Source organism: Sorangium sp. So ce362 (assembly GCF_051519845.1).
Lineage (GTDB): Bacteria > Myxococcota_A > Polyangia > Polyangiales > Polyangiaceae > Sorangium.
Genome location: NZ_CP150332.1, coordinates 7,469,547 through 7,483,695, shown reverse-complemented (window position 1 = coordinate 7,483,695; position 14,149 = coordinate 7,469,547). Strand labels below are relative to the sequence as shown.

Annotated in this window: 9 protein-coding genes; 5 read left to right on the top strand and 4 right to left on the bottom strand. The window is 70.7% G+C overall.

The genetic code is table 11. The annotated features are described in order from the left end of the window. Window positions 1-36: 36 nt before the first annotated feature. Window positions 37-2,373 carry a DNA polymerase II gene (locus WMF17_RS28370; protein ID WP_437596294.1) on the bottom strand — a complete coding sequence of 779 codons (2,337 nt, stop codon included), beginning with the start codon at window positions 2,371-2,373 and terminating at the stop codon, window positions 37-39. Window positions 2,374-2,811: 438 nt separating this feature from the next. On the opposite strand from WMF17_RS28370, the gene WMF17_RS28365 reads away from it, so the two are divergent. After that, the gene (locus WMF17_RS28365; RefSeq protein ID WP_437596293.1) at window positions 2,812-3,465 is read left to right on the top strand and encodes a DUF4142 domain-containing protein; all 654 of its coding nucleotides are present in this window, start codon (window positions 2,812-2,814) and stop codon (window positions 3,463-3,465) included. Between the two features lie 164 nt (window positions 3,466-3,629). Here the strand turns inward: WMF17_RS28365 and WMF17_RS28360 are convergent, their stop codons facing one another. Together WMF17_RS28360 and WMF17_RS28355 are read right to left on the bottom strand one after the other, a co-directional pair. Next, on the bottom strand, window positions 3,630-4,799 hold the full coding sequence (locus WMF17_RS28360) for a zinc-dependent alcohol dehydrogenase (RefSeq protein WP_437644204.1): 1,170 nt from the start codon (window positions 4,797-4,799) through the stop codon (window positions 3,630-3,632). A gap of 2 nt (window positions 4,800-4,801) precedes the next feature. Then, window positions 4,802-5,539, bottom strand: coding sequence for a hypothetical protein (locus WMF17_RS28355; protein ID WP_437644203.1), 738 nt, complete (start codon window positions 5,537-5,539; stop codon window positions 4,802-4,804). A gap of 356 nt (window positions 5,540-5,895) precedes the next feature. Between WMF17_RS28355 and WMF17_RS28350 the strand changes: the two genes are divergently transcribed. The 4 genes from WMF17_RS28350 (at window position 5,896) to WMF17_RS28335 (ending at window position 12,066) form a co-directional block, all read left to right on the top strand. After that, window positions 5,896-6,723 carry a hypothetical protein gene (locus tag WMF17_RS28350; protein ID WP_437644202.1) on the top strand — a complete coding sequence of 276 codons (828 nt, stop codon included), beginning with the start codon at window positions 5,896-5,898 and terminating at the stop codon, window positions 6,721-6,723. 217 nt (window positions 6,724-6,940) lie between these two features. Next, on the top strand, window positions 6,941-8,464 hold the full coding sequence (locus WMF17_RS28345; protein WP_437596289.1) for a sugar ABC transporter ATP-binding protein: 1,524 nt from the start codon (window positions 6,941-6,943) through the stop codon (window positions 8,462-8,464). Next, window positions 8,461-9,561, top strand: a complete 1,101-nt coding sequence (locus WMF17_RS28340; RefSeq protein WP_437596288.1) for a sugar ABC transporter permease — start codon at window positions 8,461-8,463, stop codon at window positions 9,559-9,561. The genes WMF17_RS28345 and WMF17_RS28340 overlap by 4 nt, the downstream gene beginning before the upstream one ends. A gap of 333 nt (window positions 9,562-9,894) precedes the next feature. After that, entirely contained in the window at window positions 9,895-12,066 is a 2,172-nt protein-coding gene (locus WMF17_RS28335) for a catalase (RefSeq protein WP_437644201.1), read from the top strand. 16 nt (window positions 12,067-12,082) lie between these two features. Here the strand turns inward: WMF17_RS28335 and WMF17_RS28330 are convergent, their stop codons facing one another. Further along, window positions 12,083-14,005, bottom strand: coding sequence for an ABC-F family ATP-binding cassette domain-containing protein (locus WMF17_RS28330; RefSeq protein ID WP_437596286.1), 1,923 nt, complete (start codon window positions 14,003-14,005; stop codon window positions 12,083-12,085). Window positions 14,006-14,149: the final 144 nt, after the last annotated feature.

The following is a 14,149-nucleotide window of genomic DNA, read 5'->3' as shown; positions in this document are numbered from 1 at the left end:
GGCGGCGCCGTGAGGACGCGGCGCCGGATCGCCGGGTCAGAAGAGCGACAGCTGCCGCCGCGCGCCGGTCATCGCGTCGAAATCGGGCCCGCCCAGCCACCGCAGCACCGAGTCCGCGATCGGCTTGAGCTGCTGCGACACGTAATGGTCGTAGTCCGGCGGCGCGGTCGTCTGGCCCGCCGGCTCGGGGCCCGCGCGCGTGATCACGTAGGTCACGATCCGCCCCACGTCCCCGCTCAGCTTGCGCGCCGCCTTGACGTGCGGCGGCGTCGTCTTCGTGTAGGCGCCGAGCGGCTTCCGCAGCGCCTTCTTGTACACGAGCTCCGCGTCGAACCGCCCCGCGCGCAGCTCCGTCACGAAGGCCCGCACGAAGCCCTCGACCGGGCGATCGTGGAACACGAGATCGAGCAGCTCCCGCTGGAAGCGCCGCGCCACGGCGCTCGCGTCCCGCCGGACCGCCTCGAGCCCGACGATCTCGAGCTTGCCGCCGCCCTCCCCGGCGACGAGGCCCGCATACCGCTTCTTGCTGCCCTGCGCGGCGCCGCGCAGCTCGGGCAGGAGGAAGCGCGCATAGACCTTCTCGAACTCGAGCTCCAGCCGGCTCTCGCACCCGAAGGTCCTCCCGATCTCGGCGGCGACCGACCCCGAGACGGCGTCGCGGAGCTCCTCGGCGCGGGCGAGGGCGCGCGCGGCGTCTGGCTCGCCGATATCGACGAAGAGCGAGTCGGTGTCGCCATAGAGGACCCGGTGTCCGGCCTTCCGCACCGCCTCGGCCGTCAGCCGGATGACGTGCTGGCCGGCGCTCGTGATGGCGTTCGCGACGGGCGGAGAGAACAGGCGCGAGGCCGGGGAGCCGAGCACGCCGAAGAGCGAGTTCATGAGGATCTTGATCGCCATCGCGCCCCGCTCGTCGCCCGCCCGCCGCGCGTCGGCCCGCTCGTCCCAGAGCCGCGCGACGAGCTCGGGGAGGATGCCCGGATCGCCGCGCCGGAACGCCGCGCCGCCCGGCGTCACGATGAGCGCCTCGGGCGGCGCGCCGTCCCCGGCGACGAACGTCAGCGGATCGATGTTGAAGGTGCGAATGAGGCTCGGATAGAGGCTCTTGTAATCGTACACAACGATGTTGCGGTACAGCCCCGGGATCGGCTCGAGCACGAGGCCGCCGGCGATCTCGACCTCCTCGTCCGGCGCCTCCCTCGACACCGACGGCGCCACCTTGCCGCGGGCGCGGAGCGCGGGCAGGTACAGCGAGTCGATCGCGGCGATCTGCGCGCCCACGCGGTCGACCTGCATGCCCGTGAGCAGGCTCCTCCGCACCGACAGCTCGATCAGCCCGGTCTTCTCCAGCAGATCCCGGACGAGGCGGGCGTCCTCGAGGTTGTAGGCCGCGAGCCGGGCCGGGTCGTCGCGGTACGACGCCTCGATCTGGGCGCCTCGGTCCTCGGACCCGAACAGCTTGCCGCGCCCGAGGATCGTCTGCGCGGCGGTCTCGAGGCGGTAATCGTCGAGGCGCATGAAGGCGCTGCGGAGGAGCGCGAGGCCGTCGAGCACCACGCGCCCCGGGAGGATGGCGCGCGCCTCGCGCGAGAAGCCCGGATCGCGCAGGATCGCGATCTCGTCAGCGCCCCGCCCGAGCGCGCACGAGAGCCCGGCGCGGCGGCAGTAGCGCTGGAGGGCGGGCAGATCGAAGTCGGGGATGTTCCAGCCGGTGAGGACGTCGGGATCCGCCTTCGCGACGTACGCGAGGAACCGCTCGAGGAGCGATCGCTCGTCGGGGAAGCGCTCGACGTAGGCGGGCAGGCCGCCGGGCACGGGCTCGTCGCGGACGAGGAGGCAGCGCTCGCCGCCCGCCCCCGCGAGGCCTATTGAAAAGAGGTGCTCGCCGTCGAGGCTCGTCTCGATGTCGAGCGACAGCACGCGCAGCGCCGGCACGAAGGTCGCGGGGACGAGCTCGGGGTCGCGGTACACGCGCCCGACGCCTGGGCGGAGCTCGAACGGCCCCGACACCGCGAACGCCCCGCGGATGCCGCGATCGATGAGGAAGCGGTAGGCGAAGCGCACGTCCGCCTCGAGGGCGTCGGCGCCGGCCTCGGCCAGCTTGTCGCGCAGCGCCGCGACGTCCCGCGGGAGCGCGGCGTCGATGCGCAGGACCGGCTCGCCGTCGAGCGTCTCGAGCGCCTCCGGGGAGACGCGGTTGCCCGCGAGCCGCCGCGCGATGTCCGCGTCGCTCTCGCGCACGAAGAAGTAAGGCCTGAACCGGTCCTCGATGACGAGCGCCGGGGTGCCGTCCTCCATCATCGCGTACAGATGGATTTCCGGGCAACCGGCGACGACCCGGTAGGTGGGCGTGAGGATGAAGCCGCGGTCAGGCATGTGCGGGTGCGCGGGGGCCTCCGTGCGAGCTCGTCGCCGGCGCGCGGGCGGCCCGGGACCGCTCCGCGCCACGCCACACTTGACCACCGGGGCCCGCCCCCCGCAAGCCCCCCGCGCCCGGGATTTCCCGGAGGAGCGCGAGGGCCGAGGGAGCCGGCCTCCGCCGGAGAGGACGCCTTTCGCGGAGGCGATCTCTCTCGCATGGATGACGGCGAAGACTCCCTCTTCGCCGTGAAGGCTTGAGACGCGGCGACGAGCGCTCGCCGGGTGCGCGGCGATCGCCCTCCCTGCGTGGATCGAGGTGAGCAGCGCGGTCGCGCCGATTCCGTCGAGAGCGGGTCCGCGGCTTGCTTGATGTTTGAGACGTCGTGAACCGCGGGCGTCCACGGATGGATCCGTGAAGCGCTCCGTGGAAATCAAGGAAGGGAATCCACCATCATGCGTCATCATTTCAAGCATCGCGTCGCGGTGATCGCCGCGCTCGCCGCGAGCGTCATCGCCAGCTCCGCGCACGCGACCGGGCGGGGAGGTTACGCCCAGCAAGGTGCGCAGATCTCCCAGCAGCGGAGGCCGCAGCAGCAGCAGGCGATTTCGCAGCGCGCGCAGGTCCAGGTGTCGGACGGCGCCATCGCCGGGATCATCTCGGCCAGCAACCAGGTCGAGATCACCCTGGCGACGATCGCCCGCGAGCAGGCGCGGTCGCGCGAGGTCAAGGATTTCGCCAGGGAGATGCTCGAATCCCACACCCATGCGGAGCGCCGTCTGAGCGCGCTTCTCCGGCGTCACAGGATCCAGGTGCAGCCGACGCGGGTGAGCGCGATGCTCACCGGGCACTCGCCGGTCTTCGCGAATTACCTTCGCAAACAGCCGGCCAAGAAATTCGACCGGGTGTTCATGGCCACCCAGGTGATGACGCACCGCTACGCCCTGCGGATGCTGGACGAGCAGCTCATCCCGAAGGCGGAAGCGCCGGCCCTGAAGGAGGAGCTCCAGCGCATTCGTGATGAGGTGGCGAGCCACCTGGAGCATGCGCGGACGATCCTGGCGACGCTGGAGAAGCAGCAGGGCACGTCGTCAGGGCAGGGTCGCTAGCTCCCCGCTCTTTCCAGCGCGACACCGCCAGGACGCCAGGAGCTCTCGAGAGATCGCTCTCTCTTGGCGTCCCTGGCGCCTTGGCGGTTCACTCTCTCTCCGTCCTCCACTCCTCCCGGGCTCAACCATGGTTCCGTGAAGACCGCTCCCTCCGTGGCCCGGCGTCAGGGAGCGAACACCGCGCGCATGCACCCTTCCGCGCGCTCGTCGAACAGCCGGTATCCGCGCGGCCCGTCGTCAAGGCACATCCGGTGCGTCACGAGGTACGACGGATCGATGTCGCCGCGCTGCATGAGCTCGAGCAGCCTCGGGATGTACCGCTGTCCGTGCTGCTGACCGGTCCTGACGATCAGCGCCTTGTTCATGAGCGCGCCGAGCGGGATCTTGTCGGCGAACCCGGAATAGACGCCCACGATCGACACCGTGCCGCCCTTGCGGCAGGCCAGCATCGCCTCGCGCACCACGAGCGGGCGGTCGTTCTGCAGCCGGAACGTCTGCTTCACCCGGTCGTACGCGTACTGCAGGCCCGCGCCGTCGGCCTCCATGCCGACCGCGTCGATGCAGGCGTCGGGGCCGCGCCCGCCCGTCATCTCGCGGAGCGCCTCCTGCACGTCGACCTCGGCGTAGCTCAGGACCTCGGCGCCCCCGTGCGCCTTCGCCATCGCCAGGCGGTCCGGGACCCTGTCGATCGCGATCACGCGCTCGGCGCCGAGGAGATAGGCGCTCTTGATCGCCATCTGACCGACGCCGCCGCACCCCCACACGGCCACGACCTGGCCCGGGCGGATGTCGCAGAGCTCGGCCGCCATGTAGCCCGTCGAGAGCGCGTCGGAGGCGAACAGGGCGCTCTCGTCCCGCACCCCGTCGGGCACCTTGAACGCGCCGTGATCCGCGAACGGCACGCGCACGTACTCGGCGTGGCTCCCCGCGACCCCGCCGAAGGCGTGCGAGTAGCCGAAGATCGCGGCCGTCGTGTCCCCGAACACCCGGTCCGCCACCACGTGGTGAGGGTTCGAGTTCTCGCAGAGCGACCACAGCTCGCTCTGGCAATACGCGCACCGCCCGCACCCGATGATGGACGCCACGACCACCCGATCGCCCCGCCGCACCCGCTTCACCTCCGCGCCGGTCTCCACGACCTCGCCGAGGAACTCGTGCCCGAGGATGTCTCCCTCCTTCATCGTCGGGACGTACCCGTGGAGCAGGTGCAGATCCGAGCCGCAGACCGACGACAGCGAGACGCGGACGATGGCGTCGTGCGGGCCGAGGAGCCTCGGCTCCGGCACCGACTCGACGACGACGTCATTCACCCCGTTCCAGCAGATCGCTCGCATGATCACATCCTTCCACGGCCTGTCCGGCCGGACGGCTGCCCCACCGTCGTCGGGATCTCTCCGATCTCGATCCATTGCCTCAACCGCCGCAGATCGCCCCGCAGCCGCCGCCTCGGGACCTCCGCGAGCAGCGCGCCGACCGCGCGGGCGAGCCGCCCCCTCGGCCGCGCGCCGGGCAGGACCACCCGGATCTCGGTGCCCCGCGCGCCCGGCGCCTCGGCGAGCGACACGAGCCCTGTCCTCCCGCGCTCCCGGCCTCCCATGCCGGAGGTCCAGATCGTCGAGGTCCCCTCGGCCACGCCCATCTCCACGCGCGCGACCCGCTGCAGATAGCGCCGCACGCCCTCCGCGTCGTACAGCGCGCAAAGCACCGCCGCGCGCGCCCGGCCCACCGTCACGCTGCTCGCGATCCGCGGCGCGCGCACCCCGAGCGCCCGCAGCACCGGCGCCGCCATCTCGACCCCGAGCGCCGGCCGCTCCTCGGACAGCCCGGAGATCCGCTCGAAGGCGCGGTATGCCGCCGTCTCCACGCGGCTCCAGAGCCGCCGCGCGATTCCCCTCCTTCGCGGCAGCGGCGCGCACGGCTCGCTCGGCCCTGCGGCGAACACCTGCGCTCCCGGCGAGGCCCTCTCCTGCTCCGGCGGGGGCGCGCCCTCGCCCGCGCTCCGCTCCCGGACCGCGCTCTGCTCCGCCCGTTGCGCCGCGGCGCGCGCTCGCAGGACAGCCTTCTTTTTTGCCATCTTCCCCCCCTCGAGCCTCGTCCAGAGAGCCCGCGAAGGCGCGTTGCAAGCCGCCGGCCACTCGCGATGATCCAGCCGCTCACGTCTCAACGATGCTCCGAACGCTCCACCGCCGTTGCGAGCGGCCCCAGCAAGGAGCTCCGCGCGATCGCTCCCTTTCGCGGCGTACGCGAGAAAGACGGATTGCAGCGTGGAGAGAAGGAGGTTGCGGTGCCTGAAATTTCGGGCGATACTCGGCGCGCCAGGACGCTCCTTAACTCACATGATGTCCGGCTTAAGGCGACTCCTGATGAGCACTTGGCGGATTACGGAGACTCGAACGTATGAAGACTAGAGTTTTTCTGCGCGGATTTAACTTGGCGATCGCCGGGCTGGCCGTGGCGGCGTTCGCGGCGTGCGGCGACGACGACGGCGGCGGCTCCGGGGGCGCGGGCGGCGCGGGCGGCGCGGGCAGCGCCACCTCGGGCACCGTGGATCCGTCGACCACGACGACGGGGACCACGGACCCCACCACCTCGACCTCGACGGCCGCGAGCACCTCGGCGACGACGGGCTCGGGCGGCGGTCCCCAGACGATCGAGATGATCGATGACATGGAGGACGGCGACAACGCCCTCCTGCCCGCGGGGGGTCGGGTCGGCTACTGGTACACCTTCAATGACGGGACGGAGGGGGCCACGCAGAATCCTCCGCCCGATCCGGAGGGGACGGGGGAGACGCCTTTCACCATGGCGGAGCTCGATCCGGCGCGCGGGCAGAGCGCGCACGCGGCGCGCTCCTGGGGCACGGGCTTCGAGGGCTGGGGCATCGGGTTCGGCTTCGATCTGAGCAGCGCGGATGGGGCCAAGACCGAATATGACGCCTCGGCGTACACCGGAATCACCCTCTGGGCCAAGGTCGGTCCGGGCTCCGGCACGGGCGCGGTCGTCCTGATCTCGGACCCGGGCACGGACCCGGTCGGCGGTGCCTGCTCCGACCAGTGCGACCCGTGGAAAAAGGACCTCGCCGTCACCGAGGAGTGGCAGCAGTTCACCATTCCTTTCGCGGACATGAAGCAGGGCGGCTGGGGCGATCCGGCGGGCACCGCGCAGATCGACGCGACGAAGCTTTACTCCATCCAGTTCCAGATCACCGACGCGGCCTCGTTCGACCTCTACATCGACGACCTCGGCTTCTACAACTGAGCGCCCTCGCGCCGGCCTCCCCCCAGGGGCCGTCGCGCCGCGGGCCGTCATTCGCTCTGCGCGTCCTGCGCTTCCAGCTGGCCCGGGCGACGGCGATGGCGACGACGGCCCGCGCAGCTCGTCCGTGCGTCGCCGATGCGCCGCCCGAAATAAGTGCTTGCATCGCGGGCGTGTCCCGGGCAAACGTGGCCGCGCTTCCGCACCTGTTCCCAGGACAATGCCTCTCCTCGAGCTCGCATCGATAACGAAGCAGTTCCCGGGCGTGAAAGCCCTCGACGGCGTATCGTTCGACCTCCAGGAGGGCGAGATTCACGCCCTCTGCGGCGAGAACGGCGCGGGCAAGAGCACCCTCATCAAGACCCTGTGCGGCTACTACCCGGCCGGCACGTACGGCGGCGAGATCCGCTTGAACGGCCGCGTCGTGGAGTTCCGCAGCATGCGCGGCGCCGAGGAGCACCGGATCGCGCTCATCGCGCAGGAGCTCGCGCTCGTCCCCGACCTCACCGTGGCCGAGAACCTCGTGCTCGGGCGCGAGCCCGTCCGGGGAGGGCTCATCGACTGGGACGCGGTGCGGGCCGTGGCGCGGCAGGCGCTCGCGCGCGTGGGGCTCGACGTCGACCCCGAGCGCCCGATCAATGACCTTGGCATCGGCCAGCAGCAGATGGTCGAGATCGCGAAGGCGCTGCTCAAGGACGCGAAGATCCTCGTCCTCGACGAGCCCACGGCGGCGCTCACCGACTCCGGCGTGAGGACGCTGCTCGGTCTGCTGCGCGACCTGCGCTCCCGCGGCGTCTCCTGCATCTACATCAGCCACCGTCTCGAGGAGGTCTTCGAGATCGCCGACCGCATCACGGTCCTCCGGGACGGCAAATCGATCACGACGCAGCCGCGGACCGAGCTCTCGCCGGACAAGGTCATCTCGTTCATGGTCGGGCGCGAGGTGACGAACCTCTATCCCTGCCCGCCGCCGCCGGAGGGCCCCGTCGCGCTCTCGGTCGAGCGCTGGTCGGTCGAGGAAGCGGGGAACCCCGGGCGGTTCGTGCTGCGCGACGTGAGCTTCGAGGTGCGCGCCGGCGAGGTGCTGGGCGTCGGCGGCCTCATGGGCGCCGGGCGCACCGCGCTCGTCTCGACGATCTTCGGCGCGGCCCAGAGCCGCGTCACCGGCGCGATCTCGGTCCGCGGAGGGCCCGCGTCGCCGCCGTTCACGGCGCCCGCCCAGGCCATCGAGGCGGGCATCGCGCTCGTCAGCGAGGATCGCAAGCGCTACGGCCTCGTGCTCGAGGCGACCCTCCTCGACAACATCACGCTCGCGACCCTGCGCCGGTTCGTGAAGGGGCTCTTCCTCGATCACGCCGCGCGGGAGTCCACGGCGGTCGAGCAGATGAGGGCGCTCAGGACCAAGGCGCCGGGGCCGCTCGCGCTCGCGAACCAGCTCTCGGGCGGCAACCAGCAGAAGATCGTCATCGGCAAGTGGCTGATGACGGGGCCGCGCGTGCTCCTGCTCGACGAGCCGACCCGGGGCATCGACGTCGGGGCGAAGGCGGAGATCTACCAGCTCATTCACAAGCTCGCTTCGGACGGGCTCGCCGTGGTGCTCGTCTCCTCCGATCTGCCGGAGCTGCTCGGCATGAGCCACCGCGTGCTGGTCCTCACCCAGGGCAGGGCGACCGCCTGCCTCGACCGGAAGGACGCCACCGCCGAGCGCGTGATGGCTGCAGCAACGAGGAAGGTGACGGAATGAGCGAGGCGAAGCTTCGCGTGCGTATCCCCTGGCGCGCCCTCTCGATGGTGGGCTCGCTCATCGCGATCTGGGTCGCCTTCTCGATCACGACCGACGGGACGTTCGTGACGTCGCGCAACCTGACGCTGCTCGCGCGGCAGATGTCGGTGACCTCGATCCTGGCCATCGGCATGGTGATGGTCATCGTCGCGGGGCAGATCGACCTCTCGGTGGGCGCGCTGGCCGGCCTGCTCGGCGCCACGTCGGCGATCATCTACGTGAACCTCGACTGGCCGCTGCCGGCTGCCTTCCTCCTGCCGCTCGCCCTCGGGGCGTTCCTTGGCTTCGTGCAGGGGACCCTCGTGGCGCGTCTGCGCATTCCCCCCTTCATCGTCACGCTCGGCGGGATGCTCATCTTCCAGGGCGCCATGCTCGGCACCACCGGGGGCGTCTCCGTGTCGCCGGCGCGTCCCTACCTGTTCGTCGGCCAGGCGTACGTGCCGCACGCGCTCGGCTGGGCGGGCGCGGGCCTCCTCTCCGTCGTGCTGCTGTACAAGGCGGCGCGCGCGACCGGCTCGGCGCGCCTTCCGTGGATCGGGCTCACCGCGTTCACCCTCGCGTTCGCCGCGCTGATGAACTCCTACCAGGGTGTCCCGTTCCCCGTGCTGGTCGTCATCCTGCTCGCGGGCGCGTTCACGGTGCTGGCGAAGCACACAACGTTCGGGCGGCACCTCTACGCGATCGGCGGCAACCGCGAGGCGGCCTTCTACTCCGGCATCAACATCGATCGTCACCTCATCGCGGTGTTCACGCTGATGGGCGTGATGGCGGCGATCGCGGGCATCGTGCTCACCGCCCGGGTCGGCTCGGCGACCTCGGACGCCGGCCGGATGATGGAGCTCGACGCCATCGCGGCCGCGGTGATCGGGGGCACGTCGCTCCTCGGCGGGCAGGGCACCATCTGGGGCGCGCTGCTCGGCGCGCTCGTCATGGCGTCGCTCGACAACGGCATGAGCCTGATGAACACCGAGAGCTTCTGGCAGCCGATCATCAAGGGCGTGATCCTCATCCTCGCCGTCGGCATCGACATGGCCAGCCGCAAATCCCGCTCCCACTGAGCGAGCGGCGGCTCACCCGCTTCGGATACGGGCCCATCTCGACGTTTTCGGTGCTCGGCGTACTGGAGTACGCCTCCGCGCCGAAAACGCCGATCTGGGCCCGTCTCCTGTGCGGGTGAGCCGCCGCTCGGGGGGTCGTGAGCTGGCGGTCGGGGGGTCGTGAGCTGGCGGTCGGGGGGTCGTGAGTTGGCGCTCGTCCGGGAGAGGGGGGGTCTGTCCGGCGCGTAGAGGGGGCGGAGAGGAAGAGTTGCGTCTGGTGCGACGGGGGGCTGTCGGTCGCATCCAATCGGCACCTGCTGCGGGCCTGGACCGGCAGGAGGACGAGGAGGACGCATGGCCGACCAAGGGAAGAAGAACCAAAGCCCGAGCATCGACCCGAACAGCAAGGTCGCGAGCCTGGAACCCCACCGCGAGGACCTGACAGGCACAGTCCTCTCGACTGACCAGGGCATCCGGATCGACAGCACCGATGACTCACTCAAGGCAGGGGCCAGAGGGCCAACACTCCTTGAGGATTTTCATCTACGGGAAAAGATTACGCATTTTGACCATGAGCGGATCCCGGAGCGCGTCGTCCACGCGCGGGGCTCGGGGGCGCACGGCTACTTCCAGGTCTATGAGCCGATGGCCGAGTACACGCGGGCGGGGTTCCTTCAGGACCCGAGCGCCAAGACGCCGGTCTTCGTCCGGTTCTCCACCGTGGTCGGCTCGCGCGGGTCGGCGGACACGGTCCGCGACGTGCGCGGCTTCGCGACGAAGTTCTACACCGAGGAGGGGAACTTCGACCTCGTCGGCAACAACATCCCGGTCTTCTTCATTCAGGACGGCATCAAGTTCCCGGACGTCATCCACGCGATCAAGCCGGAGCCGGACCGGGAAATCCCACAGGCCTCGTCCGCTCACGACACCTTCTGGGACTTCATCTCGCTGATGCCGGAGTCGACCCACATGGCCCTGTGGGTGCTCTCGGATCGCGCCATCCCGCGGAGCTTCCGCATGATGGAGGGCTTCGGCGTCCACAGCTTCCGCTTCGTCAACGCGCAGGGCAAATCGCGCTTCGTCAAGCTGCACTGGAAGCCGCTCCTCGGCGTGCACTCCCTCGTCTGGGACGAAGCGCAGGAGCTCGCCGGCAGGGATCCGGACTACCACCGCCGCGATCTCTGGGACGCCATCGAGCGGGGGGATTATCCCGAGTACGAGCTCGGGGTGCAGATCATCGAGGAAGAGGACGAGTTCGCCTTCGACTTCGATCTGCTCGACGCGACGAAGATCGTGCCGGAGGAGCTCGTGCCGGTGCGCCGCATCGGCAAGCTGACGCTGAACCGCAACCCGGACAACTTCTTCGCCGAGACCGAGCAGGTCGCGTTCCACACGGCCAACGTCGTGCCCGGGATCGACTTCTCCGACGATCCCCTGCTCCACGTCCGGAACTTCTCGTACCTCGACACCCAGCTCCTTCGGCTCGGCGGCCCGAACTTCCCGCAGATCCCCATCAACCGCCCCCTCGCCCCGGTGCACAACCAGAACCGGGACGGCTTCATGCAGCAGCGGATCAAGCAGGGGCGCGCGCACTACGTCCCGAACTCGCTCGCCGGCGGCTGCCCCGTGACGGCGTCGTGGCAGACGGGCGCCTTCGTGCACTACCCCGAGCGGGTCGTCGGGCTCAAGCTGCGCGAGCGGAGCGAGACGTTCAAGGACCACATCACCCAGCCGAGGCTCTTCTGGAACAGCCTCTCTGTGCCCGAGAAGAAGCACCTGGTCCGCGCGGCGCGCTTCGAGCTCGGCAAGGTCGCGACCCGGGACGTCCGCGAGCGCATGGTCGCGCGGCTCGGCGAGGTCGACACCCAGCTCGGCAGGCTCGTCGCCGAGGGCGTCGGCGTCGCGCCGCCCGCGGGCCGGCCCCAGGCGCCGTCGAAGGGCAAGGCCACGGGCAAGCGCTCCGTGGACGCATCGCCGGCGCTCAGCATGGAGAACACGGTGAAGGACACGGTGAAGAGCCGGCTCGTCGCCGTGCTCGCGGCCGACGGGTTCAGCGGCGCCGAGCTCGCGGCGGTGCGGGCGGCGCTCGAGGCGGCCGGGGCGCATGCGCAGGTCGTGTCGACGCGCCTCGGACCGATCCTCGCGGACGACGGCAGCACCGTGGAGGCGGACAGGACGCTGCTCACGACGAAATCCGTCATGTTCGACGCGGTCTACGTCCCCGGCGGGCGCGCCAGCGTGGAGGCGCTCGCGGCGATCGGCGAGGCGGTCCACTTCGTCAACGAGGCGTTCAAGCACTGCAAGGCGATCGGGGCGACGGGCGACGGCGTCGCGCTCCTCTCGTCGTCGCTCATCCGCGGCGTGGCGCTGGCCGACACGCCGGCCGCGGGCCCGCTCCTCTCCGACAAGGGCGTGGTCACCCTGCGCGATCCCGCCGGGCTCGCGCCGTTCACCCACGAGCTCCTCCGGGCGATCGCGCAGCACCGCCACTGGGACCGCGAGGACATCGCGCAGATCCCAGCCTGATGGCTCGTCGGCGAGACTAGGGCGCCCCGAGCTCCGCGATCTCCTGCTCCAGCTGCTCCCACTCGGCCATGAGCGCGTCGATGCGCGGCCCGAGCGCCTCCTCCTCGGCGTTCAGCGCCGCGATCTCCGCCTGCCCCGTGCGCTCGAAGAACCCGTCGCTGCAGTAGAGGTCGTGGATCGCCTTCTTCCGCGCCTCCGCCGCCTCGATCGCCGCGAGCACCTTGTCGCGCCGCCCCGGTAGCTCCTTCTGCCGGTTGCGCCGCCGCTTCTGCTCCTCCCAGGAGCCGCCCGCCTCGGGCGCGGCGGCCGCCTTCTGGTGCTCGCGCTTCGCCTTGAGCACCACCGTGTCGGCGTCGAGGTGATCGTCGCCGCAGCCGGCCAGGTACTCCTCGTAGGTGCCGGGGAAATCGCGCGGCCCAGCCTTCGTGACCTCGAGGATGCGCGTCGCCAGCTCGGACACGAAGAAGCGATCGTGCGAGACGAAGAGCACCGTCCCCTCGAAGGCCTTGAGCCCCTCGACGAGCCCGTGGATCGCCTCGAGATCGAGGTGGTTTGTCGGCTCGTCGAGCACGAGCACGTTGGGCCGCTCGACGAGGATCCGGCAGAAGATGAGCCGCGCCGCCTCGCCGCCGGAGAGCGAGCCGACGCTCTTCTCCACGTCGTCGCCCGAGAACAGCGCCTTGCCGAGCTGGCCGCGGACGTAGCTCGGCGACTCGTCGGGGCACGCCTCCCACAGGAAGGAGAGCGGCGTCATCGATCCGTCGACGAGCAGCTCGCGGTGGTCCTGGGCGAAGTAGCCGACGCGCACCTCGTGCCCCCACGACGCGCCGCCGGCGTCGGGCGCGAGGCGGTCCACGAGGATCTTGAGCAGCGTGGATTTGCCGAGCCCGTTCGGCCCGATCACCGCGACCCGCTCGCCCCGTCGCACCGACAGCGACACGTCGCGCAGCACCTGCTTGTCGCCGTACGCCTTCGAGATGCCCCGCGCCTCGAGCACGTCGCGCCCGCTCGGCCTCTGGACCGCGAACCGGAACGCCGGGGTGCGCCGCGACGTGTCGGCGAGCTCCTCGACCTCGATCTTCTCGATCTGCTTGAGCCGGCTCTGCGCCTGGCGCGCCTTGGTCGCCTTGGCGCCGAACCGCTCCACGAACGCGCGCTTGTCGGCGATGATCTTCTCGGCGCGCGCGATCTCGGCCTGCTTGCGCTCGCGGATCGCCTGCTTCTCGACCACGAAGGCGGCGTAGTTGCCCGTGTAGAGCGTGATGGTCTCGTAGTCGACGTCGAGGATGTGCGTGGCGACGTTGTCGAGGAAGCGCTGGTCGTGCGAGATGACGACGGCGCACCCCTTGTAGCCGGCGAGGAACTTCTCGAGCCACCGGATCGACAGGATGTCGAGGTGGTTCGTGGGCTCGTCGAGCAGGAGCACGTCCGAGCCGCCGAGGAGGACCTGGGCGAGGAGCACGCGCAGCTTGAAGCCGCCCGACAGCGTGGAGAGCGACCTGCGGTGGGCCTCCACGGGGATGCCGAGCCCCTCGAGGACGGCGCTCGCGCGCGCCTCCAGGGTGTAGCCGTCGTGGGCGCGGATGCGGTCCTCGAGGTCGGCGACCCGGCCGGCGTCGCCGCCTTCCTCCGCGAGGCGGCGCGACTCGACGAGCGCGTCCCAGACGACGCGATCGCCCATCATCGCGAGATCCAGGATGATCTGGTCGTCGTCGAGGAACCGGTCCTGCCGGAGCACGCCCACGCGGGCGTCCTTCGGCAGGCTGACGTTCCCCTCGGTCGCGGGCTCGTCGCCGGCCACGATCTTGAGGAAGGTGGTCTTCCCCGAGCCGTTGGCGCCCACGAGGCCGTAGCGGGACCCCGGGTTCAGCTTGAGCGAGACGCCCTCGAAGAGGGTCCGATCACCGAAGGATTTCGCGAGGTTGGACGTTCCGAGCATGGCGCTTTGGGGGCTTGGGCGGCGCGGCGCGCGCCGTCAGGAGCGGCGCGGTGCGCGGCGCCGCGGGGGCAGAGGCATAGCACTGCGCCCCGGGAGAGCGGGGGGTTCGTGTGCCGCCGCGGTCGTCCAGGGGCGCCGTGCGCC

Bases quoted from the DNA above. Each gene is read 5' to 3' on its own strand.
- WMF17_RS28340 (WP_437596288.1), top strand. From the start codon at position 8,461: ATGAGCGAGGCGAAGCTTCGCGTGCGTATCCCCTGGCGCGCCCTCTCG.
- WMF17_RS28370 (WP_437596294.1), bottom strand. From the start codon at position 2,373: ATGCCTGACCGCGGCTTCATCCTCACGCCCACCTACCGGGTCGTCGCC.
- WMF17_RS28360 (WP_437644204.1), bottom strand. From the start codon at position 4,799: ATGCGAGCGATCTGCTGGAACGGGGTGAATGACGTCGTCGTCGAGTCG.
- WMF17_RS28365 (WP_437596293.1), top strand. From the start codon at position 2,812: ATGCGTCATCATTTCAAGCATCGCGTCGCGGTGATCGCCGCGCTCGCC.
- WMF17_RS28345 (WP_437596289.1), top strand. From the start codon at position 6,941: ATGCCTCTCCTCGAGCTCGCATCGATAACGAAGCAGTTCCCGGGCGTG.
- WMF17_RS28330 (WP_437596286.1), bottom strand. From the start codon at position 14,005: ATGCTCGGAACGTCCAACCTCGCGAAATCCTTCGGTGATCGGACCCTC.
- WMF17_RS28355 (WP_437644203.1), bottom strand. From the start codon at position 5,539: ATGGCAAAAAAGAAGGCTGTCCTGCGAGCGCGCGCCGCGGCGCAACGG.
- WMF17_RS28335 (WP_437644201.1), top strand. From the start codon at position 9,895: ATGGCCGACCAAGGGAAGAAGAACCAAAGCCCGAGCATCGACCCGAAC.